At 64.0% G+C, this 20,050-nt stretch carries 17 protein-coding genes and 4 tRNA genes; 17 read left to right on the forward strand and 4 right to left on the reverse strand.

Annotated elements, in window-relative coordinates:
- Window positions 1-14 precede the first annotated feature (14 nt).
- The 9 genes from HU770_RS15335 (at window position 15) to HU770_RS15375 (ending at window position 5,992) form a co-directional block, all read left to right on the forward strand.
- On the forward strand, window positions 15-572 hold the full coding sequence (locus HU770_RS15335) for a CvpA family protein (RefSeq protein ID WP_033700530.1): 558 nt from the start codon (window positions 15-17) through the stop codon (window positions 570-572).
- A gap of 42 nt (window positions 573-614) precedes the next feature.
- Window positions 615-2,120, forward strand: coding sequence for an amidophosphoribosyltransferase (gene purF / locus HU770_RS15340; protein WP_033700529.1), 1,506 nt, complete (start codon window positions 615-617; stop codon window positions 2,118-2,120).
- Between the two features lie 15 nt (window positions 2,121-2,135).
- Window positions 2,136-3,347, forward strand: coding sequence for an O-succinylhomoserine sulfhydrylase (locus HU770_RS15345; protein WP_186664093.1), 1,212 nt, complete (start codon window positions 2,136-2,138; stop codon window positions 3,345-3,347).
- Complete coding sequence (locus tag HU770_RS15350; RefSeq protein ID WP_186653879.1) at window positions 3,344-4,117, forward strand: SDR family oxidoreductase; 774 nt, start codon at window positions 3,344-3,346, stop codon at window positions 4,115-4,117. The genes HU770_RS15345 and HU770_RS15350 overlap by 4 nt, the downstream gene beginning before the upstream one ends.
- A 261-nt stretch (window positions 4,118-4,378) precedes the next feature.
- Window positions 4,379-4,454 (forward strand) — tRNA-Val (locus tag HU770_RS15355).
- An 80-nt stretch (window positions 4,455-4,534) separates the two neighbouring features.
- Window positions 4,535-4,611 (forward strand) — tRNA-Asp (locus HU770_RS15360).
- Window positions 4,612-4,712: 101 nt separating this feature from the next.
- A tRNA-Asp gene (locus HU770_RS15365) sits at window positions 4,713-4,789 on the forward strand.
- A 141-nt stretch (window positions 4,790-4,930) separates the two neighbouring features.
- Window positions 4,931-5,007, forward strand: a tRNA-Asp gene (locus HU770_RS15370).
- 187 nt (window positions 5,008-5,194) lie between these two features.
- A complete protein-coding gene (locus HU770_RS15375) occupies window positions 5,195-5,992 on the forward strand; it encodes a DUF2242 domain-containing protein (protein WP_186664095.1) in 798 nt (265 codons plus the stop codon).
- A 266-nt stretch (window positions 5,993-6,258) separates the two neighbouring features.
- On the opposite strand, the gene HU770_RS15380 is transcribed toward HU770_RS15375, so the two are convergent.
- On the reverse strand, window positions 6,259-7,299 hold the full coding sequence (locus HU770_RS15380; RefSeq protein ID WP_186664097.1) for an AraC family transcriptional regulator: 1,041 nt from the start codon (window positions 7,297-7,299) through the stop codon (window positions 6,259-6,261).
- Window positions 7,300-7,303: 4 nt separating this feature from the next.
- Window positions 7,304-8,422 carry a nitrilase-related carbon-nitrogen hydrolase gene (locus HU770_RS15385; protein ID WP_186664099.1) on the reverse strand — a complete coding sequence of 373 codons (1,119 nt, stop codon included), beginning with the start codon at window positions 8,420-8,422 and terminating at the stop codon, window positions 7,304-7,306.
- Window positions 8,423-8,611: 189 nt separating this feature from the next.
- On the opposite strand from HU770_RS15385, the gene HU770_RS15390 reads away from it, so the two are divergent.
- Both HU770_RS15390 and HU770_RS15395 read left to right on the forward strand, forming a co-directional pair.
- Complete coding sequence (locus HU770_RS15390; protein WP_186664101.1) at window positions 8,612-10,648, forward strand: NADPH-dependent 2,4-dienoyl-CoA reductase; 2,037 nt, start codon at window positions 8,612-8,614, stop codon at window positions 10,646-10,648.
- Between the two features lie 80 nt (window positions 10,649-10,728).
- Window positions 10,729-11,622 carry a pyridoxal-phosphate dependent enzyme gene (locus HU770_RS15395; protein WP_186664174.1) on the forward strand — a complete coding sequence of 298 codons (894 nt, stop codon included), beginning with the start codon at window positions 10,729-10,731 and terminating at the stop codon, window positions 11,620-11,622.
- On the opposite strand, the gene HU770_RS15400 is transcribed toward HU770_RS15395, so the two are convergent.
- Entirely contained in the window at window positions 11,613-12,158 is a 546-nt protein-coding gene (locus HU770_RS15400) for a cytochrome b (protein ID WP_033700521.1), read from the reverse strand. The genes HU770_RS15395 and HU770_RS15400 overlap by 10 nt on opposite strands.
- Window positions 12,159-12,382: 224 nt before the next feature.
- Entirely contained in the window at window positions 12,383-13,405 is a 1,023-nt protein-coding gene (locus HU770_RS15405; RefSeq protein ID WP_186653889.1) for a DUF1853 family protein, read from the reverse strand.
- On the opposite strand from HU770_RS15405, the gene HU770_RS15410 reads away from it, so the two are divergent.
- Genes HU770_RS15410 through pepN form a run of 6 tightly spaced genes read left to right on the forward strand, consistent with a single transcriptional unit; the run spans window position 13,404 to window position 19,921 of the window.
- The gene (locus tag HU770_RS15410) at window positions 13,404-14,294 is read left to right on the forward strand and encodes an NAD(+) kinase (protein ID WP_033700519.1); all 891 of its coding nucleotides are present in this window, start codon (window positions 13,404-13,406) and stop codon (window positions 14,292-14,294) included. The genes HU770_RS15405 and HU770_RS15410 overlap by 2 nt on opposite strands.
- The gene (locus HU770_RS15415) at window positions 14,294-15,265 is read left to right on the forward strand and encodes a metallophosphoesterase (protein WP_186653891.1); all 972 of its coding nucleotides are present in this window, start codon (window positions 14,294-14,296) and stop codon (window positions 15,263-15,265) included. The genes HU770_RS15410 and HU770_RS15415 overlap by 1 nt, the downstream gene beginning before the upstream one ends.
- A complete protein-coding gene (locus HU770_RS15420; protein ID WP_186653901.1) occupies window positions 15,262-16,149 on the forward strand; it encodes a rhomboid family intramembrane serine protease in 888 nt (295 codons plus the stop codon). The genes HU770_RS15415 and HU770_RS15420 overlap by 4 nt, the downstream gene beginning before the upstream one ends.
- A 13-nt stretch (window positions 16,150-16,162) precedes the next feature.
- The gene (locus tag HU770_RS15425; protein ID WP_033700516.1) at window positions 16,163-16,423 is read left to right on the forward strand and encodes a DUF1315 family protein; all 261 of its coding nucleotides are present in this window, start codon (window positions 16,163-16,165) and stop codon (window positions 16,421-16,423) included.
- Window positions 16,420-17,250 carry a DUF2797 domain-containing protein gene (locus HU770_RS15430; protein ID WP_033700515.1) on the forward strand — a complete coding sequence of 277 codons (831 nt, stop codon included), beginning with the start codon at window positions 16,420-16,422 and terminating at the stop codon, window positions 17,248-17,250. The genes HU770_RS15425 and HU770_RS15430 overlap by 4 nt, the downstream gene beginning before the upstream one ends.
- Before the next feature lie 13 nt (window positions 17,251-17,263).
- The gene (gene pepN / locus HU770_RS15435) at window positions 17,264-19,921 is read left to right on the forward strand and encodes an aminopeptidase N (RefSeq protein ID WP_186664103.1); all 2,658 of its coding nucleotides are present in this window, start codon (window positions 17,264-17,266) and stop codon (window positions 19,919-19,921) included.
- Window positions 19,922-20,050: the final 129 nt, after the last annotated feature.

The following is a 20,050-nucleotide window of genomic DNA, read 5'->3' on the forward strand; positions in this document are numbered from 1 at the left end:
CTGTAGGCGGCACCGTGGCATTTACCTGGGTTGATTGGGCGATCATTGCGATCATCGCCGTCTCCACACTGATCAGTCTCAAGCGCGGCTTCGTCAAGGAAGCCTTGTCCTTGCTCATCTGGATCATTGCCGGTGCGGTTGCCTGGATGTTCGGTGGCTCGCTCTCGGTGTATCTTGAAAGCTATATCCAGACACCGTCGATGCGTACCATCGCCGGTTGCGCCATTCTATTTGTCGCCACCCTGCTGGTGGGGGCCATGATCAACTTCCTCATCGGCGAGCTGATCCGCGTGACCGGGCTGTCCGGCACCGATCGTTTCCTCGGCATGGCCTTCGGCGCCGCGCGGGGGGCTTTGCTGGTGGTGGTGGCCATCGGGCTGCTCAGCCTGGGGCCGGTTCAACAAGACACCTGGTGGCAGGAATCACGCCTGATACCACAATTTCTCTTGGTCGCTGACTGGTCGAAAAACCTGATTCTCGGTTTCACCAGCCAGTGGATGTCCAGTGGGGTGATCAGCACACCGGCTGATCTCCCGTTCAAGGAACAGTTGCTCGGGCCTGCAAAGCCCTGAGCGCTATTCACTCAAGTTTCGTCAAAGTAGGGGTTGCGTCGCATGTGTGGCATCGTCGGTATCGTCGGTAAGTCGAACGTCAATCAGGCGCTGTATGACGCGCTTACGGTCCTCCAGCACCGCGGCCAGGACGCTGCCGGTATCGTGACCAGCCATGACGGCCGGTTATTCCTGCGCAAGGATAATGGCCTGGTGCGCGACGTCTTCCAGCAGCGCCACATGCAGCGCCTGGTGGGCCACATGGGCATCGGCCACGTGCGCTACCCGACCGCGGGCAGCTCGACCTCGGCCGAGGCCCAGCCGTTCTACGTCAACTCGCCGTACGGTATTACCCTGGCGCACAACGGCAACCTGACCAACGTCGAGCAGTTGGCCAAGGAGATCTACGAGTCCGACCTGCGCCACGTCAACACCAACTCCGATTCGGAAGTGCTGCTGAACGTGTTCGCCCACGAGCTGGCCGTGCGCGGCAAGCTGCAGCCAACCGAAGAAGACGTGTTCGCTGCAGTTTCCCACGTGCACAGCCGTTGCGTCGGTGGCTACGCGGTGGTGGCGATGGTCACCGGCTACGGTATCGTCGGTTTCCGTGACCCGAACGGTATTCGCCCAGTGGTGTTCGGCCAGCGCCACACCGACGAAGGCGTGGAGTACATGATCGCTTCCGAAAGCGTCGCCCTGGACGTGCTCGGCTTTACCCTGATTCGCGACCTGGCGCCGGGCGAAGCGGTGTACATCACCGAAGAAGGCCAGCTGTACACCAAACAGTGCGCGAAGAGCCCGAAACTGCAGCCGTGCATCTTCGAACACGTCTACCTGGCCCGCCCGGACTCGATCATGGACGGCGTCTCGGTGTACAAGGCGCGCCTGCGCATGGGTGAGAAGCTGGCCGAGAAGATCCAGCGCGAACGCCCAGAGCACGACATCGACGTGGTCATCCCGATCCCGGACACCAGCCGCACTGCGGCCCTGGAGCTGGCCAACCACCTGGGCGTCAAATTCCGCGAAGGCTTCGTCAAGAACCGCTACATCGGCCGTACCTTCATCATGCCCGGCCAAGCCGCACGCAAGAAGTCGGTGCGCCAGAAGCTCAATGCCATCGAGCTGGAATTCCGCGGCAAGAACGTGATGCTGGTGGACGACTCGATCGTGCGCGGCACCACCTGCAAGCAGATCATCCAGATGGCCCGCGAAGCGGGCGCCAAAAACGTCTACTTCTGCTCTGCAGCCCCTGCGGTGCGCTACCCCAACGTCTACGGCATCGACATGCCGAGTGCTCACGAACTGATCGCCCACAACCGCACCACCGACCAGGTGGCCGAGTTGATCGGCGCCGACTGGCTGATCTATCAGGACCTGCCTGACCTGATCGAATCGGTCGGTGGCGGCAAGATCAAGATCGAGCACTTCGATTGCGCGGTGTTCAACGGTGAGTACGTCACCGGCGACATCGACGCGGCCTACCTCGAGCGTATCGAGCAGGCCCGTAACGACCTGGCCAAGGTGAAGACCCAGGCGGTCAGCGCGATCATCGACCTCTACAACAACTGATTAGGGAGCGACGGCATGACGGATCAATGGGATGCCGGGCGCCTGGACAGTGACCTCGAGGGTGTCGGTTTCGACACCCTGGCGGTGCGCGCCGGGCAACACCGTACACCGGAGGGCGAGCACAGCGAAGCGATGTTCCTGACCTCCAGCTATGTGTTTCGTACGGCCGCCGATGCGGCGGCACGCTTTGCTGGCGAAACGCCGGGTAACGTCTATTCGCGTTACACCAACCCGTCCGTGCGCGCCTTCGAGGAGCGCCTGGCGGCCATGGAAGGCGCCGAACAGGCCGTGGGCACCTCCACCGGCATGGCGGCAATCCTGGCGGTGGTGATGTCGCTGTGCAGCGCGGGCGACCATGTACTGGTATCGCAGAGCGTGTTCGGCTCGACCATCAGCCTGTTCGAGAAGTACTTCAAACGCTTTGGTGTGCAGGTGGACTACGTGCCGCTGGTCGACCTTGGCGGTTGGGAAAAGGCCATCAAGGCCAATACCAAGCTGCTGATCGTCGAGTCGCCGTCCAACCCGTTGGCCGAGTTGGTCGATATCGCCGCCCTCAGTGAAATCGCCCACGCCGGTGGTGCCATGCTGGTGGTGGACAACTGCTTCAGCACCCCGGCGCTGCAGCAGCCGCTCAAGCTTGGCGCTGACATCGTATTCCACTCGGCGACCAAGTTCATCGACGGCCAGGGCCGTTGCATGGGCGGCGTGGTGGCGGGGCGTAGCGAGCAGATGAAAGAAGTGGTGGGCTTCCTGCGTACCGCAGGCCCGACCCTCAGCCCGTTCAACGCCTGGATCTTCACCAAAGGCCTGGAAACCCTTCGTTTGCGCATGCGTGCGCACTGCGAGAGCGCCCAGGTACTGGCCGAATGGCTGGAGCAGCAGGACGGCATCGAGAAAGTGCATTACGCTGGCCTGCCAAGCCACCCGCAGCACGAGCTGGCCAAGCGCCAGATGAGCGGCTTTGGCGCCGTGGTGAGCTTTGAGGTGAAGGGTGGCAAAGAGGGCGCCTGGCGCTTTATCGACGCCACGCGGATGATCTCGATCACCACCAACCTGGGCGACAGCAAGACCACCATCGCCCACCCGGCCACCACCTCCCACGGCCGTCTGTCGCCGCAGGAGCGTGAAGCGGCGGGTATCCGCGACAGCCTGATCCGCGTTGCCGTGGGCCTGGAAGATGTCGCTGACCTGCAGGCTGACCTTGCACGCGGGTTGGCGGCACTGTGATTGAAATCAGAGGCGGTGCACCGGGCCATAACGGTCGGGTAGCCCTGGTGACCGGTGCCGCTCGCGGTATCGGCTTGGGGATTGCCGCCTGGTTGATCTGTGAAGGCTGGCAGGTGGTGCTAAGCGACCTGGACCGCCCGCGTGGGGCCAAGGTAGCCAAGGCGTTGGGTGACAACGCCTGGTTCATCACCATGGACGTTGCCGACGAGGCGCAGGTCAGTGCCGGGGTGTCCGAGGTACTGGGGCAGTTCGGGCGGCTGGACGCGCTGGTGTGCAATGCAGCGATCGCCAACCCGCATAACCAGACGCTGGAAAGCCTGAGCCTGGCGCAATGGAACCGGGTGCTGGCGGTCAACCTCAATGGCCCGATGCTGCTGGCCAAGCATTGTGCGCCGTACCTGCGTGCGCACAATGGGGCGATCGTCAACCTGACCTCGACCCGTGCGCGGCAATCCGAGCCTGACACCGAGGCCTACGCGGCGAGCAAGGGCGGCCTGGTGGCTTTGACCCATGCCTTGGCCATGAGCCTGGGCCCGGAGATTCGCGTGAATGCGGTGAGCCCGGGCTGGATCGATGCGCGTGACCCTTCCCAGCGCCGTGCCGAGCCGTTGACCGAAGCCGACCATGCCCAGCACCCGACGGGCAGGGTAGGGACGGTGGAAGACGTTGCGGCGATGGTGGCCTGGCTGCTGTCGCGGCAAGCGGCGTTCGTCACCGGCCAGGAGTTTGTGGTCGATGGCGGCATGAGCCGCAAGATGATCTACACCTGAGCTGTAACACTATGAGTTGTAAAGGAAAGGGGCCGAGAAGGCCCCTTTTTTGTTTTTTCGGTGGCGCCTATGCCAGTGGTGTAGCGATGGCAGCAGGCTTACCCTTGAACACGCCAACAGGAACAACCCAAATGGCACAGGGTGTGGAAACCGCTTTTTTGCCTTTTTTGAAAAAAAATTCAATGGGGGTATTGACTTAGCATCGGTACCTGCGTAAATTTCGCGGCCTCAGCGAAGCAAACGCAACAAGCAACATCGCGGGGGTGATTAGCTCAGCCGGGAGAGCATCTGCCTTACAAGCAGAGGGTCGGCGGTTCGATCCCGTCATCACCCACCACTTCCTGAGCGTTCCTGACGCAAGACGCTTCGAAAGAAGCCGACCGCCAGAGAGGAACAAGGCCTGATAAGCCACTATGCGCAGCGGTAGTTCAGTCGGTTAGAATACCGGCCTGTCACGCCGGGGGTCGCGGGTTCGAGTCCCGTCCGCTGCGCCACTTTTTAGTAACAGATGGGTGCCTTGCACCGGTCTGAGACCGAAAGGCAAATATGCCTGAGGTCGATCCCAGTTTCAATCGGGCGCAAGCCTGAATGATACGCAGCGGTAGTTCAGTCGGTTAGAATACCGGCCTGTCACGCCGGGGGTCGCGGGTTCGAGTCCCGTCCGCTGCGCCATCTTCGCTTCGAGGCCCCTTGAACGCCTCGAAGCAACAAAAAGAGCGATCAACGTGTCGCTTTTTTTGTGCCTGATAAAACTGTGCCTCTGGCCAGTAAGCAGGCAAAACAGGTTTCACCGGGCGCAAGCCCAAGCGATACGCAGCGGTAGTTCAGTCGGTTAGAATACCGGCCTGTCACGCCGGGGGTCGCGGGTTCGAGTCCCGTCCGCTGCGCCATCTTCGCCTCGAGGCCCTGAACACCTCGAAGCAACGAAAAAAGCGACCTTAGGGTCGCTTTTTTCGTTTTCACGGCCTGCTTGGCCACCTTTACACGAAGCTGACAGACTCTTCACGGATGAACGGTTTCAGTGTCTGTGCGCGCTGATGCACAATAGGCACCTTCTCGACTTACCCGGAATTCGCAATGACCAGATCATCCGTCTTTGGTGCGCTCGGGCTGGCCCTGGTGCTGGCGGGCGTGACCGGTTGTTCCTCGAAAAAAACGGCCATCTACGAGCACGAGAACTTCGACGACTCGGGGACGTTCTCGCGCAGCTTTCCGGTGACCGATGCCGGCTCCTGCGAGGCCGCTCGCCGTGCCTTGCTCAGCCAGGGCTATATCATCACCAGCAGCGGTGCCAACCAGGTTACCGGCAACAAGAGCTTCCAGCAGAACAGCGAAAACCACCTGCAGATCAGTTTCAACGTCACCTGCGCGCCAGACGTGAGCGACGAACAGCGTTCGACCATGTTCGCCAACGCCCTGCAGGATCGCTACAGCCTGAAGAAGTCCAATACCTCCGCCAGCCTGGGTGTGGGCGTGCTGGGTTCGGTGTCGATGCCGATCGGTTCGAGTGACGACTCGATGGTCAAGGTGGCCAGCGAGACGGTGACTGCGGCGCAGTTCTACGACCGGTATTTCGCACTGGTGGAGAGTTATCTGCCCAAGCCCAAGAAGGTCAGCAAGGCCAAGGTCGAGCCTGACGCGCCTGCGCCGAAGGTAGAAAAGCCCGCCGTTGACCTGGGGCTGCCAGAGCAGGCGGCTGCCGCCCCAGCAGCGGTTCCCGCGGCCGCCCCAGCGCCTGCCGCCGTTGCCCCGGCCGCCGAGGTGCCAGCGGCGCCTGTGGTCAATGACAGCCAGGGCTCGCAACCTGTAGCACCGCCGGCAGAACCGGCACCGATCCAGGCGCAACCTGCTGAAGCCCCGCCGGCCACCCTCTGAGCCTCTTTGCGCCTGCGGCTACGCGCGGGCACAGCACACATTCCCTGTTACAGACGGGCGGCGATAGCGCGCTCGATACCTGCTACGTTTACTTCTCATGAGCTTGTCATCATTCCTTCACCCAACCTGCTTAGGTTGAAGGCGACACCTACGAAGACAGATGAGAAAAGAGGACGCAGGGCAATGGACGAATATCAGGAAGAGCTGCTCGAGTTCCAGGCATACGAACTGGATACCCCGGAACCTGCCGAGGACGCCACTGAGCTTTAGCCGGCCTGCCGCTGACTGCGGCGAAACTCCCCCGGCGTGAGGCCGGTCCAGCGCTTGAATGCGCGCTGGAAAGCCTCTGCCGAAGCAAACCCCAGCAGATAAGCGATTTCGCCGAAAGCCAGCGCCGTGTCACGGATGTAGGTTTCGGCCAGGTCGCGCCGTGTCTCGTTCAGCACGTCGCGAAAGCGCGTGCCCTCCTCAGCCAGCTTGCGCCGCAATGTCCAGGTGGGCAGTTGCAGGCTCTGGGCCACTTCGTCCAGGTCCGGTTCGCGGCCGCCATTGAGTAACGGGCCGAGCAGGTGCGTGATGCGTTCACCCAGGCTGCGTACCCGTGTGCGCTGGAGCAACTCGGCTTCGCAGAGTTGCAGCAGGTGCTGCCAGGTGCTCGGGCAATGCTGCGGGTTGGCTATCTGTAGCGTGGCGCGGCTCAGGCGCAGTTGATTGCCAGCGGCTGCGAACTGCACCGGGGTACAGCACAGCGGCTGATACTGAGTGGCATAGTCAGGCGCTGCAAATTCAATATCCAGCCGTTCGGCCTGCAGCACGGTGCCTGTCAGGTCGCCCAGTTGTGCCAGCCAGCCGGCGAGCAACGAATCGACCACGAAACGGTTGTACGTGTTGTACGGGCTGATGGAGTAGAAGCGCAGCCAGGCGCCCTGGGCATCTTCCTGAAAGCTTGAGTGGCCTCGGTAGTTGGCAGCGTACAACGGCTCGAAGCGCAGCAAGGTGCGCGCCGCTTCGCCCAGGGTGGGCGCCTGGGCCGCCGTGATGCCCGCCAGGCCGGCATGGGCCAGGCGGCTGAGGCGCCCCATGTGCAGGCCCAGGGCTGGGTCTGCGCAGAGCGCGATGGCGGCATGCCCAAGGTGCATGTAGCGGGGGATCGACAAGCGTGCGCCCGCTTCGGCCAGGCGCGCAGCATCGAGGCCATAGCGCTGCAGCAGGGGCGCTGGGTCGTGGCCCAGCGCGCGCACAGCCTCGGCCAATGGCTGGACGAAGCCTACCGACAAGTCACCCAGGCGCACGCGGGGGCGGGCCACGGGGTCACAACCACAGGTTCAGCAGGCGGGCGCCCTGGCTAGGGTTGCCCGCCAGCAGTTCGCCCGATTGATGGGCAAAGCCCTGGCCGTCGCCGGCCTGCTCCCAGAACTGCCCGCGCATGAACACGCTCATACTGCTGACACCATCGCCAGCCGCCTGGGTCAGGCGCTGCCAGGCGGTTTGCTCGCTTACCTCGCCACGCTGCAAGGCAAGCTCGGCCGCCGCTTGCTGGTGGCGGTTGCCGCGCCAGGGCGCCTGCCAGCTACCTTTGCCGCTGAGGAACACCGGGTTGGCGATCAGTTGGACCGACTGTTGCTCCAGTTGCTGGTGGTTTTCCGGGTACCAGCTGTCACTGCCGATCAGTACACCGAGGCGACCGGCGGGGGTTTGCAGGACCTGCAGCGGGTGCTGGCGGCCATCATGGATGTAGCGGCGCATTTCGCTGTCTGGGTACTGCTGGCGCTGGGGCTGGCCCAGCAGCGAGCCGTCGCCGGCAAACACCACGCTGCTGTTGTACAGCGGGCCACTCCCGGCGTGCAGCACGCCCTGTTTGACATAAGGGGCAGGGAGCACGATAGAGCCAGCCACCAGGGTTACCCCAAACTCCTTGGCCAGGCCACCGAACAGCTGCTGATAGTCGGCGGCCATCTGCTCGGCCTTCATGCGCAGGTGCGCGTCGGTGCGCCAGTCGTCGGCGTTGGCGCGCAGCATCGCCAGGCCATAGCGCAGCGGGTTGCTCAGCTCCAGCCATTGCAAGGCCTCGCGGCTCTGCGTGACCTGGTACAGCTCGTTCTTTTCGCCGCGCGCCCACAGCCAGGTGCCGATGTGCTCCGGCAACACCACCACCGTGCGTGGGCCAACCAGCCCCTGCATTCGGGCCTGCTGCAGATAGGCCGAGAGCTTGCGGTGCAGGCGCTGCAGGTTCTGGTAGTCACTTGGGTAAAGCAGCGGCTCGACGCCCAGCAGGTTGCCGTGTTCGCCCGGCACGCCATGGTTGAGCGCGAGCTCGATGCGCAGGTCGGACAGGTAATGGCCCTCCGGGCGCTGCTGGGTCCAGAAGCCGTAGCCGCACACGGCGGCGATCATCACCAGCGCCAAGGCGCTTGCCAGGAGTTTTCGCATGAAGCGGTACTGCGCCTTGGAAGTCAGAGTTGTCTAGGGTAGCCGTGCTGTGAGGCAGGATCAATAAGTTGTCAGTTTCGATCATTGAGCCTGTTCAAACGCCTGTTTAATGTCATCGGCAGATAAACGACGGGCCCGCCGGCAGGCGAGGTACCCGCATTCCGTGATCACGCCACATGGGGACCTTCCATGGCTGCCGACCTTTATCCGCACCTGCTCGCACCGCTCGACCTCGGCTTCACCACCTTGCGCAATCGCACCCTGATGGGCTCGATGCACACCGGCCTTGAAGAGCGGCCCGGTGGTTTCGAGCGCATGGCGGCCTATTTTGCCGAGCGCGCCCGGGGTGGTGTCGGCCTGATGGTCACCGGCGGCATCGCGCCCAATGATGAAGGTGGGGTCTATTCTGGCGCCGCCAAGCTCAGCACCGAAGAAGAAGCCGACAAGCACCGCATCGTGACTGACGCGGTACACGCCGCGGGCGGCAAGATCTGCCTGCAGATCCTGCATGCCGGGCGCTACGCCTACAGCCCGCGCCAGGTCGCGCCGAGTGCCATCCAGGCACCGATCAACCCGTTCAAACCCAAGGAGCTGGACGAAGCGGGCATCGAGAAGCAGATCGCCGACTTCGTCAATTGCGCCGTACTGGCCCAGCGTGCGGGCTACGATGGCGTCGAGGTAATGGGTTCGGAAGGCTATTTCATCAACCAGTTCCTCGCTGCCCACACCAACCACCGCACCGACCGCTGGGGTGGTAGCTACGCCAACCGCATGCGCTTGGCCGTGGAAATTGTCAGCCGCGTACGTGAGGCCGTGGGCCCGAACTTCATCATCATCTTCCGCCTGTCGATGCTCGATCTGGTCGAGGGTGGCAGCTCCTGGGATGAAATCGAGCTTTTGGCCAAAGCCATCGAGCAGGCCGGTGCGACCCTGATCAACACCGGCATCGGTTGGCACGAGGCGCGCATCCCGACCATCGCCACCAAGGTGCCGCGTGCGGCGTTCAGCAAGGTCACCGCCAAGCTGCGGGGGGCGGTGAACATTCCGCTGATCACCACCAACCGTATCAACACCCCGGAAGTGGCCGAGGCGGTGCTCGCCGAAGGCGACGCCGATATGGTCTCCATGGCGAGGCCGTTCCTGGCCGACCCGGACTTCGTCAACAAGGCCGCCGCCGGGCACGCTGATCAAATCAACACCTGCATCGGCTGCAACCAGGCCTGCCTGGACCACACCTTTGGCGGCAAGCTGACCAGTTGTCTGGTCAACCCGCGCGCCTGCCACGAGACTGAGCTCAACTACCTGCCTGTGCGCGCGGTGAAGCGTATTGCCGTGGTCGGTGCAGGCCCAGCCGGCCTGGCGGCCGCCACTGTGGCCGCTGAGCGTGGCCACCAGGTGACGCTGTTCGATGCCGCTGGCGAGATCGGTGGGCAGTTCAACGTGGCCAAGCGGGTGCCGGGCAAGGAAGAGTTCTTCGAGACCCTGCGCTACTTTGCCAACAAGCTCAGCAGCACAGGCGTGGACGTGCGCCTGAACACCCGCGTCGATGTACAGGCGCTGGTGGACGGCGGCTTCGACGAGGTCATCCTGGCCACGGGTATCGCGCCACGCACCCCAGCGATCCCGGGGGTGGAGCACGCCAAGGTGCTCAGCTACCTGGATGTGCTGCTCGAACGCAAGCCGGTCGGCGCGGCCGTCGCGGTGATTGGGGCCGGCGGTATCGGTTTCGATGTGTCCGAATACTTGGTGCATCAGGGTGTGGCCAGCAGCCAGGACCGTGACGCGTTCTGGCAAGAGTGGGGCATCGACACCCAGCTTGAGGCCCGCGGTGGCGTGGCCGGAATCAAGGCCGCGCCGCACGCGCCGGCACGCCAGGTGTTCCTGCTGCAGCGCAAGGCGTCCAAGGTAGGTGACGGTCTGGGCAAGACCACCGGCTGGATCCACCGCGCAGGGCTGAAGAACAAACAGGTGCAGATGCTCAATGGCGTTGAATACCTGAATATCGACGACGCCGGTTTGCACATTCGTGTCGGCGGCGGTGAGCCGCAACTGCTGGCGGTGGACAACGTGGTGATCTGCGCCGGGCAAGAGCCGCTGCGTGAGTTGTACGACGGGCTGGTGACCGCAGGGCAGTCGGTGCATTTGATCGGCGGCGCGGACGTGGCAGCGGAGCTGGATGCCAAGCGGGCGATCAACCAAGGCTCGCGCCTGGCTGCCGAGCTTTGATAGGGCCGGGGGCTGCTTTGCGGCCCCCCGCTGTTTCACTGATAGACTGATGAATCAGCCTCAGGCCCCGATCCATGTCCATCGATTTCTTGAACCTCCCCCAGGCCCCTCTGCACCCCCTGACCCTGCCTTGGCTACAAAACGCCAATGTCGAAGCTGCCATCTTGCGCCTGGACCTGATCGACCCCCTGATCAGCGGCAACAAGTGGTTCAAGCTGCGCCACCACCTTGCACAAGCCCATGAAGCAGGCGCCCCCGGCCTGATCAGCCTGGGCGGTAGCCACTCCAACCACTTGCACGCCCTGGCTGCCGCCGGCAAACGGTTTGGCTTCGCCACCGCCGGCTTGCTGCGTGGCCATGCCCAGGACACCCCGACGGTGCGTGATCTGCAGACGCTGGGCATGCACGTGCACTGGCTGGGCTATGGTGGCTACCGTGCCCGCCATGAAGCGGGGTTCTGGCAACCCTGGCAGGCACGTTACCCCGGCTGGCACTGCATCCCCGAAGGCGGTGGCGGCATGGCGGGCGCGCAAGGCTGCGGTTTGATCGTCGAGCAAGCGCGTGCACAGCTCGCCGGCATCGGTTGGGACGATTACAGCGCCTGGTGGCTGGCCGTGGGTACCGGTACCACGCTGGCTGGCCTGGTGCTGGCAGAGGCCGGCGCGCATGACGTGCACGGCGCGCTGGCGGTGCCAGGCGATCATGGCGTGGCGGAGAATGTGAGCCAACTGGTCGGCGACAGTGGTTATAGGCTGCACGATGCCTGCCGGGGCGGCTTTGCCCGGGTCGACGACGAACTGTTGGGGTTCATCGACGCCTGCGAGCGCAGCACCGGCGTGCCGCTCGAAGCGCTCTACACCGGCAAGGCCTTGCTGGCGCTGCGTGAGCAGGTCGAGGCCGGCGTATTCCCGCCCGGCACCCGCCTGCTCGTGCTGCACACCGGTGGCCTGCAAGGCCGACGCGGTTACTTGTAGGGCAGCATGCGCAGCAGCGTGTTGTCGCGTTGCACGTAGTGGTGATACAGCCCGGCCAGCGCATGCAGGCCGATCAGCCAGTAACCCCAACTGCCGACGCGCTCATGCCAGCCTTTGATGAACTTGGCTTGGTCCGGGTCTGCGCCGATCAGGTGGGGCAGCTCGAGGCCATAGAAGGGTACCGGCTTGTCGGCGGCGCTGAGAATCAGCCAGCCGGCCAGGGGCAGGCCGATCATCAACAGGTACAGTGCCAGGTGCATCAGGTGGGCAAGGCCGGTCTGCCATGCAGGGGGCTTGGGCAGAATGGGCGGGGTGGGGCGGCTCAGGCGTACCGCCAGGCGCAGCCAGACCAGCACGAACACCGTCAGGCCCAGCATGAAGTGCAGGTCCTTCATCAGGTTGCGCTCAGCGCTGTCCTTGGGGAACAGGCCGCGAAACTCGATGCAGGCATAGACGGCGGCCAGCAGCACCAGCATCAGCCAGTGCAGGGCGATGGACAGGCGCGCGTAATGAGGCGTCGGGGTGAGTGAAACCATGCTTGATCCTCGTCATCAGGTTTAAGGTGGCGCTCTTGCTGGCGCTCACGGGTAACTGTAACTGCTGATTTGAGGGGGTGCTTTGCGCTGGGTCGGTGAAAGGTGTTTGGCCGGTGGGGAATGGCTTGAGGTTTTCAGCGCCTACGAGATCGAGCGCCGCGCGGGCGGCGCTCGATCTTCTGGGGGGGGGCGCCACAAACCTCAAGCCCTGCGCACAAACCCACCTACTCGCTCAGCGCCGGCCAGCCATCGGCCACCAAAAATACCCGCTCTACTTCATGCCAGGCCCCATCGGCCTGCATGTGCAACCTGACCAGCATCTGCGCCGGCGCCTGCTCATCCAACCCCGCCAGCCAAGCCTCGAACTGCTGCACTGTCCAGCACGCCTCAGCCGTGACCCGCGCTGGCGCCAGCCAGGCATTGCGCGGCAGGGGCTGCCAACGTTCAGCTGTGGCCCTTGGCCAATCCCGCCGGCGTAACCAACGCCCGCGCAGATGCAGCGGGTTGGCCCCCTCAGGCGGTTCTGCATGCCCAGGCCATGGGTAGAACAGATAACCCGCAAGCCACAGATGCGCCTGCACCTGCTGCACGCCAAGCCCGGCCAGCGCCACACGGCTGTGCGCACCACTAGACATGGGCAACTGATGCCCGGCCAGGTGCGCCAGCTTGCTGCCCAATCGGTCGTAACACCCCGGCCCGAGCCACTGTGCGGGGTCGCGACCACCGCTGTGGTCCGGCCCCAGGTAAAGCTTGATCGCCAGCTCCAGGTGGTGGGTGCCTTCAGCGTCGCGCAGCAAGATATCCAGCTCGCCCAGCGTGCGCCCACCTTCGCGGATCGCCAGGTTGGCCGCCAGCAGCTCGATACCCGGCGCCTGGCCCAGGGCGAACTGCCACAGGCTTTCGTAGTAAAGCCCCAGGCGCCGGCTGGTCAGCCTCGCCAGCCCGTCACGCAGCGGCTGGTCATCGGCATCCAAGGCCAACAACCAGGCTTTCAGGCGCTGCGGCTCATCGGCCCAGCCACTGCCTGCCAGCGGGTGGCGCTGGGGGCAGGGCGGGGCGCTGAGCAGCGGTGGGGACAGCAGTGTCCAGGCCAGGTCGCGCACGGCAGGGCGGCGCAACTGGCGGGGCAAGTCGTGGAGTTCGGCGAAGGGCATCATCCAGCGAGCATAGCCGGTTTGCCGCTGCCCGGTCGTTTCGCCCATAATCGGCGCATAGTCACCCGCCGCAGAGCCTCGCAGGAGCCCCATGGAGCAATTTCGCAATATCGGTATCATCGGACGCCTTGGCAGCTCACAGGTGCTCGACACCATTCGCCGACTGAAAAAATTCCTCATCGAGCGCCACCTGCATGTGATCCTCGAGGACACCATCGCCGAAGTGCTGCCCGGCCACGGCCTGCAGACGTCCACGCGCAAGCTGCTGGGCGAGGTCTGCGACCTGGTCATCGTCGTTGGTGGTGATGGCAGCCTGCTCGGCGCCGCCCGCGCCTTGGCCCGGCACAACATTCCGGTGCTGGGCATCAACCGCGGCAACCTGGGCTTTCTTACCGATATCCGCCCCGACGAGCTGGAAGAAAAGGTCGCCGAAGTGCTCGACGGCCACTACCTGGTAGAAAACCGCTTCCTGTTGCAGGCCGAAGTGCGCCGGCACCACGAGGCCATCGGCCAGGGCGATGCGCTCAACGATGTGGTCCTGCACCCCGGCAAATCGACGCGGATGATCGAGTTCGAGATCTACATCGATGGCCAGTTCGTCTGCAGCCAGAAGGCCGACGGCCTGATCGTCGCCACCCCGACCGGCTCGACCGCCTATGCGTTGTCGGCGGGCGGCCCGATCATGCACCCCAAGCTCGACGCCATCGTCATCGTGCCGATGTACCCGCATACCCTGTCGGGCCGGCCTATCGTGGTGGACGGCAACAGCGAACTGAAGATCGTCGTGGCCAAGGACCTGCAGATCTATCCGCAGGTCTCCTGTGACGGCCAGAACCACTTCACCTGCGCCCCCGGCGACACCATCACGGTGAGCAAGAAGCCGCAGAAACTGCGCCTGATCCATCCGCTGGACCACAATTACTACGAAGTCTGCCGTACCAAACTCGGCTGGGGCAGCCGCCTTGGCAGCAGGGACGACTGATGCTCGATCCGGCGCGAAGTTTCGACATCATCGGTGACGTGCATGGTTGTGCGCTGACCCTTGAACGCCTGCTCGACGCCCTGGGTTACAAGCGTGTGGCGGGCGTCTGGCGCCACCCACGGCGCCAGGCACTGTTCCTCGGCGACATCGTTGACCGTGGGCCGCGTATCCGTGAGGCCTTGCACATCGTGCACGACATGGTCGAGGCCGGTCAGGCGTTCTGCATCATGGGCAACCATGAGTACAACGCCCTGGGCTGGGTTACCCCGGCCCTGCCCGGCAGCGGCAAGGCCCATGTGCGCGAGCACACGCCACGTCACGCCCGGCTGATCGACGAGACCCTGACCCAGTTCGCCCACCACCCCGGCGACTGGCATGACTTCGTCAACTGGTTCTATGAATTGCCGCTGTTCGTCGACGCCGGGCGCTTCCGCCTGGTGCACGCCTGCTGGGACCCCCGGTTGATCGAGCCGCTACGCCAGCAATACCCGAATGGGCGCATCGACCAACACTTCATCCAGGCCTCGGCCGTGCCCGGCAGTTTCGCCGCCACGGTGTGCAATCGCCTGCTGCGGGGCACCGACATGCGCCTGCCGGACGGGCTGACCCTGACCGGTGGCGATGGCCTGACCCGCGCCTTCTTCCGCACCAAATTCTGGGAAGAAGACCCGCAAACCTATGGCGATATCGTGTTCCAGCCCGATGCCCTGCCCGAGGCAGTCGCCAGCACGCCGCTCAGCCATACCCAGAAGAACGCCCTGCTGCGCTACGCCGAGGACCAACCCTTGCTGTTCGTCGGCCATTACTGGCGCAGCGGCCGCCCGGCGCCGATACGCGACAACCTGGCCTGCCTGGACTACAGCGCCGTGCTCTATGGCAAGCTGGCAGCCTATCGGCTGGATGATGAAACCCGTATCGACCCGCACAAGTTCGTCTGGGTCGACGTCGATCGCCCACAGGCCAATCAATGAACATAATCGAAGTGATGCGCCTGCCGCTGTCGGTCGACCTCAGCGGCTTCGTCCATCTGCTGCAGCGATTGCAGGTGCCGCACCGGGTCAGCGAAGAAGGCGATGCCCAGGTGCTCTGGGCGCCCGATACCCTGGCCGAAGACGTGCTGCAACTCTACCAGCGCTTCCCGGACGGCAACGCCGACCTTGAGCTTGCCCAGGCGCCAATGGCAGCGGCCTCAACCGCGACTGCCGCCACCCAGCCCTCCCTGAAGGACCAGGCAAAAGCCTGCAAGGTCACCACCGTGATCCTGCTGCTGTGCTTCATCGTCGCGGGCCTCACCAGCCTTGGCGAAAACTTCTCGACCATCGGCTGGTTCACCTTCCTCGATTTCCGCGTACAAGGCGACTACCTGTACTTCACCCCACTGGCCCAAGGCCTCGCCGAGGGCCAATGGTGGCGCCTGGTGTCACCGATGCTGCTGCACTTCGGCGTGCTGCACCTGGCCATGAACAGCCTGTGGTACTGGGAGCTGGGCAAGCGCATCGAACTGCGCCAGGGCCCGTGGCTGTTGCTGGGCCTGACCCTGTTGTTCAGCCTGGTGTCCAACCTGGCCCAGCACTACACCAGCGGCCCGAGCCTGTTCGGCGGCCTGTCTGGCGTGCTCTACGGCTTGCTTGGGCATATCTGGCTGTACCAGTGGCTGGCGCCCAACCCGCACTTCAACCTGCCCAAGGGCGTGCTGGTGATGATGCTTATCTGGCTGGTGGTGTGCCTGACCGGGGTGGTCGGCCAGCTCGGCTTTGGCCAGATCGCCAATGCCGCCCACGTTGGCGGGTTGCTCATCGGATGCCTGACAGGGCTCTTGGGTGGCGGGATGGCCCGGCGTAAACTGTCGGCTTGAATTAGGAGACGCTATGTCCACTTTCGCGCAAATGATCGAAAACATTACCCCCGAAATCTACGAGAGCCTGAAAACGGCCGTGGAGATCGGTAAATGGTCCGATGGCCGCAAGCTCACTGTCGAACAGAAAGAGCTGTCGTTGCAGGCCGTGATCGCCTGGGAGATGCAAAACCTCCCCGAAGATCAGCGCACCGGTTACATGGGCCCGCAGGAATGCGCGTCGAAGTCGGCGCCGATCGCTAACATTCTGTTCAAGTCGGACTCGGTACATTGATCGAACTCGCTCGTGGCTCTTTGAGCAAGATGGCAGTGCGCCTGGAAGCACCGGTCGTGCAATACAGCTTTCGCCTGGGTGAGGAGCAGGTACCGGTCAACCCGTTGATCGGCCAGCGCCTGCGCCTGGAGTACCTCGGCGCCATTCATTGCAGCCATTGCGGCAAGCGCACCAAGACCAGCTTCAGCCAGGGTTACTGCTACCCGTGCATGACCAAGCTGGCCCAGTGCGACATTTGCATCATGGCCCCGGAACGCTGCCACTACGACGCCGGCACCTGCCGCGAGCCGTCCTGGGGCGAGCAGTTCTGCATGACCGACCACGTGGTCTACCTGGCCAACTCGTCGGGGGTCAAGGTCGGCATCACCCGCGCCACCCAACTGCCCACCCGCTGGCTCGACCAGGGTGCCAGCCAGGCCCTGCCGATCATGCGCGTGGCCACCCGCCAGCAATCAGGTCTGGTCGAAGACGTGCTGCGCAGCCAGGTACCCGACCGCACCAACTGGCGTGCACTGCTCAAGGGCGACGCCGAAGTGCTGGACCTGGTCGCCATCCGCGAACAGATCTTCGATGCCTGCGCCGACGGCCTGCGCGAGCTGCAGGCACGCTTTGGCCTGCAGGCGCTGCAGCTGCTGCCGGATGCCGAAGTGGTGCAGATGCGTTACCCGGTCGAGGCCTACCCGACGAAGATCGTCAGCTTCAACCTGGACAAGAACCCGGTGGTGGAAGGCACGCTGCTGGGCATCAAGGGCCAGTACCTGATTTTCGACACCGGCGTGATCAACATTCGCAAGTACACGGCCTACCAGTTGGCCGTGCTCCAGTAAAAAGGACCTGCACATGCGTACCGAACAACCGCAAGTGATCTACCTCAAGGACTACCAGGCGCCCGAGTACCTGATCGACGAGACGCACCTGACCTTCGAGCTGTTCGAGGACCACACCCTGGTCCATGCGCAACTGGTCATGCGCCGCAACCCGGCACGCGGTGCCGGCCTGCCGCCACTGGTGCTCGACGGCCAGCAGCTCGAACTGCTGCGCGCCTCGCTGGACGATCAGGAGCTGCAGCCAAGCGACTACCAGCTTGAAGCCGACAGCCTGACGGTCCACCCCAAGGCCGAGCGCTTCACCCTCGACACCAGCGTGAAGATCCACCCCGAGAGCAACACCGCGCTGGAAGGCCTGTACAAGTCCGGCAAGATGTTCTGCACCCAGTGCGAGGCCGAGGGCTTTCGCAAGATCACCTATTACCTCGACCGCCCGGATGTGATGAGCACCTTCACCACCACGGTGATCGCCGAGCAGCATCGCTACCCGGTGCTGCTGTCCAACGGCAACCCGATCGGCAGCGGGCCGGCTGAAGAGGGCCGGCACTGGGCGACCTGGGAAGACCCGTTCATGAAACCGGCCTACCTGTTCGCCCTGGTGGCCGGCGACCTGTGGTGCGTCGAGGACAGCTTCACGCGCCAGTCGGGCCGCGACGTGACCCTGCGTATCTACGTCGAACCCGAGAACATCGACAAGTGCGACCACGCCATGGTCAGCCTGAAGAAGTCCATGCGCTGGGACGAGGAAGTCTACGGCCGTGAGTATGACCTGGACATCTTCATGATCGTCGCGGTCAATGACTTCAACATGGGCGCCATGGAAAACAAGGGCCTGAACATCTTCAACTCGAGCTGCGTGCTGGCCCGCGCCGAAACCGCCACCGACGCCGCCCACCAGCGGGTCGAAGGCGTGGTCGCCCACGAGTACTTCCACAACTGGTCGGGCAACCGCGTAACTTGCCGCGACTGGTTCCAACTGTCGCTCAAGGAAGGCTTCACGGTGTTCCGCGACGCCGAGTTCAGCGCCGACATGAACTCGCGCACGGTCAAGCGCATCGAGGACGTCGCCTACCTGCGTACCCACCAGTTCGCGGAAGATGCCGGCCCCATGGCCCACCCGGTACGCCCGGACAGCTTCATCGAAATCTCCAACTTCTACACCCTGACCGTGTACGAGAAGGGTGCCGAAGTGGTGCGCATGGTCCGCACCCTGCTGGGCGCCGAGGGCTTCCGCAAGGGCAGCGACCTGTACTTCGAACGCCACGATGGCCAGGCGGTGACCACCGACGACTTCATCAAGGCCATGGAAGATGCCAACGGCGTCGACCTGACGCAGTTCAAGCGCTGGTACAGCCAGGCCGGCACGCCGCGCCTTGAGGTGAGCGAAGCCTATGACGCGGGTGCCCAGACCTACAGCCTGACGTTCCGCCAGAGCTGCCCGCAGACGCCGGACAAGGCCGACAAATTGCCGTTCGTGATCCCGGTCGAACTGGGCCTGCTGGATGCCGAAGGCAACGACCTGTCACTGCGCCTGGCCGGCGAAGCCGCCGCTGCCGGCAGCAGCCGCGTGCTGTCGGTGACCGAGGCCGAGCAGACCTTCACCTTCGAAGGCATCACGGCCAAGCCGCTGCCCTCGCTGCTGCGTGGTTTCAGCGCGCCGGTGAAGCTGAGCTTCCCGTATGACCGCGACCAGCTGATGTTCCTCATGCAGCATGACAGCGACGGCTTCAACCGCTGGGAAGCGGGCCAGCAACTGTCGGTGCAGGTGCTGCAGGAGCTGATTGGCCAGCATCAGCGCGGCGAAGCGCTGAAGCTCGACCAGCGTCTGATCACTGCGCTGGGCACCGTGCTGGGCAACACGTCGCTGGACGCTGCCATGGTCGCCGAGATGCTGTCGCTGCCGGGCGAGGCCTACCTCACCGAGATCAGCCAGGTGGCCGACGTCGATGCCATCCACGCCGCCCGCGAGTTCGCTCGCCAGCAGATCGCCGAGCAGTTGTTCGATGGCCTGTGGGCGCGCTATCAGGCGCACCGCGAGGCCTCGCGCAGCACGGCCTACGTCGCTTCGGCCGAGCACTTCGCCCGCCGCAGCCTGCAGAACATCGCCCTGTCGTACCTGATGCTGAGCGGCAAGCCGCAGGTGCTGGAAGCGACCCTGGAGCAGTTCGACCAGTGCGACAACATGACCGAACGCCTGACGGCCCTGGCGGTACTGGTCAACTCGCCGTTCGAGGCTGAGCGGGCCAAGGCGCTGGCAACCTTTGCCGAGCACTTCAAGGACAACCCGCTGGTCATGGACCAGTGGTTCAGCGTGCAGGCCGCCAGCTCACTGCCGGGCGGGCTGGCGCGGGTCAAGGCGCTGATGCAGCACCCGGCGTTCACCCTGAAAAACCCGAACAAGGTGCGCGCGGTGGTTGGTGCCTTTGCCGGGCAGAACCTGGTCAACTTCCATGCGGCGGATGGTTCGGGCTATCGCTTCCTGGCAGACCTGGTGATCGAGCTGAATGCGCTGAACCCGCAGATTGCTTCGCGTCAACTGGCACCGCTGACCCGCTGGCGCAAGTATGACGCTGCGCGTCAGGCGTTGATGAAGGGCGAACTGGAGCGGATCCTCGCTTCTGGGGCGCTGTCCAGTGATGTGTATGAAGTGGTGAGCAAGAGCCTGGCTTGATTGCCAGTGGGGCCGCAAAGCGGCCCCAGCCTTTCATGTGCTTAACAAAACATAACGTCCCGCTCGTTGTATCCGCGCAACGTTCCCCGCTACGATCCCCTCAAGCTATTGCAGGCCTCTACCACAGGC

Source organism: Pseudomonas sp. SWRI68, assembly GCF_014269165.1.
In the GTDB taxonomy this organism is placed as follows: Bacteria; Pseudomonadota; Gammaproteobacteria; order Pseudomonadales; family Pseudomonadaceae; genus Aquipseudomonas; species Aquipseudomonas capeferrum.

Bases quoted from the DNA above. Each gene is read 5' to 3' on its own strand.
- HU770_RS15390 (WP_186664101.1), top strand. From the start codon at position 8,612: ATGGCTGCCGACCTTTATCCGCACCTGCTCGCACCGCTCGACCTCGGC.
- HU770_RS15415 (WP_186653891.1), top strand. From the start codon at position 14,294: ATGCTCGATCCGGCGCGAAGTTTCGACATCATCGGTGACGTGCATGGT.
- HU770_RS15345 (WP_186664093.1), top strand. From the start codon at position 2,136: ATGACGGATCAATGGGATGCCGGGCGCCTGGACAGTGACCTCGAGGGT.
- HU770_RS15375 (WP_186664095.1), top strand. From the start codon at position 5,195: ATGACCAGATCATCCGTCTTTGGTGCGCTCGGGCTGGCCCTGGTGCTG.
- HU770_RS15420 (WP_186653901.1), top strand. From the start codon at position 15,262: ATGAACATAATCGAAGTGATGCGCCTGCCGCTGTCGGTCGACCTCAGC.
- HU770_RS15410 (WP_033700519.1), top strand. From the start codon at position 13,404: ATGGAGCAATTTCGCAATATCGGTATCATCGGACGCCTTGGCAGCTCA.
- HU770_RS15385 (WP_186664099.1), bottom strand. From the start codon at position 8,422: ATGCGAAAACTCCTGGCAAGCGCCTTGGCGCTGGTGATGATCGCCGCC.
- pepN (WP_186664103.1), top strand. From the start codon at position 17,264: ATGCGTACCGAACAACCGCAAGTGATCTACCTCAAGGACTACCAGGCG.
- purF (WP_033700529.1), top strand. From the start codon at position 615: ATGTGTGGCATCGTCGGTATCGTCGGTAAGTCGAACGTCAATCAGGCG.
- HU770_RS15425 (WP_033700516.1), top strand. From the start codon at position 16,163: ATGTCCACTTTCGCGCAAATGATCGAAAACATTACCCCCGAAATCTAC.
- HU770_RS15400 (WP_033700521.1), bottom strand. From the start codon at position 12,158: ATGGTTTCACTCACCCCGACGCCTCATTACGCGCGCCTGTCCATCGCC.
- HU770_RS15405 (WP_186653889.1), bottom strand. From the start codon at position 13,405: ATGGGGCTCCTGCGAGGCTCTGCGGCGGGTGACTATGCGCCGATTATG.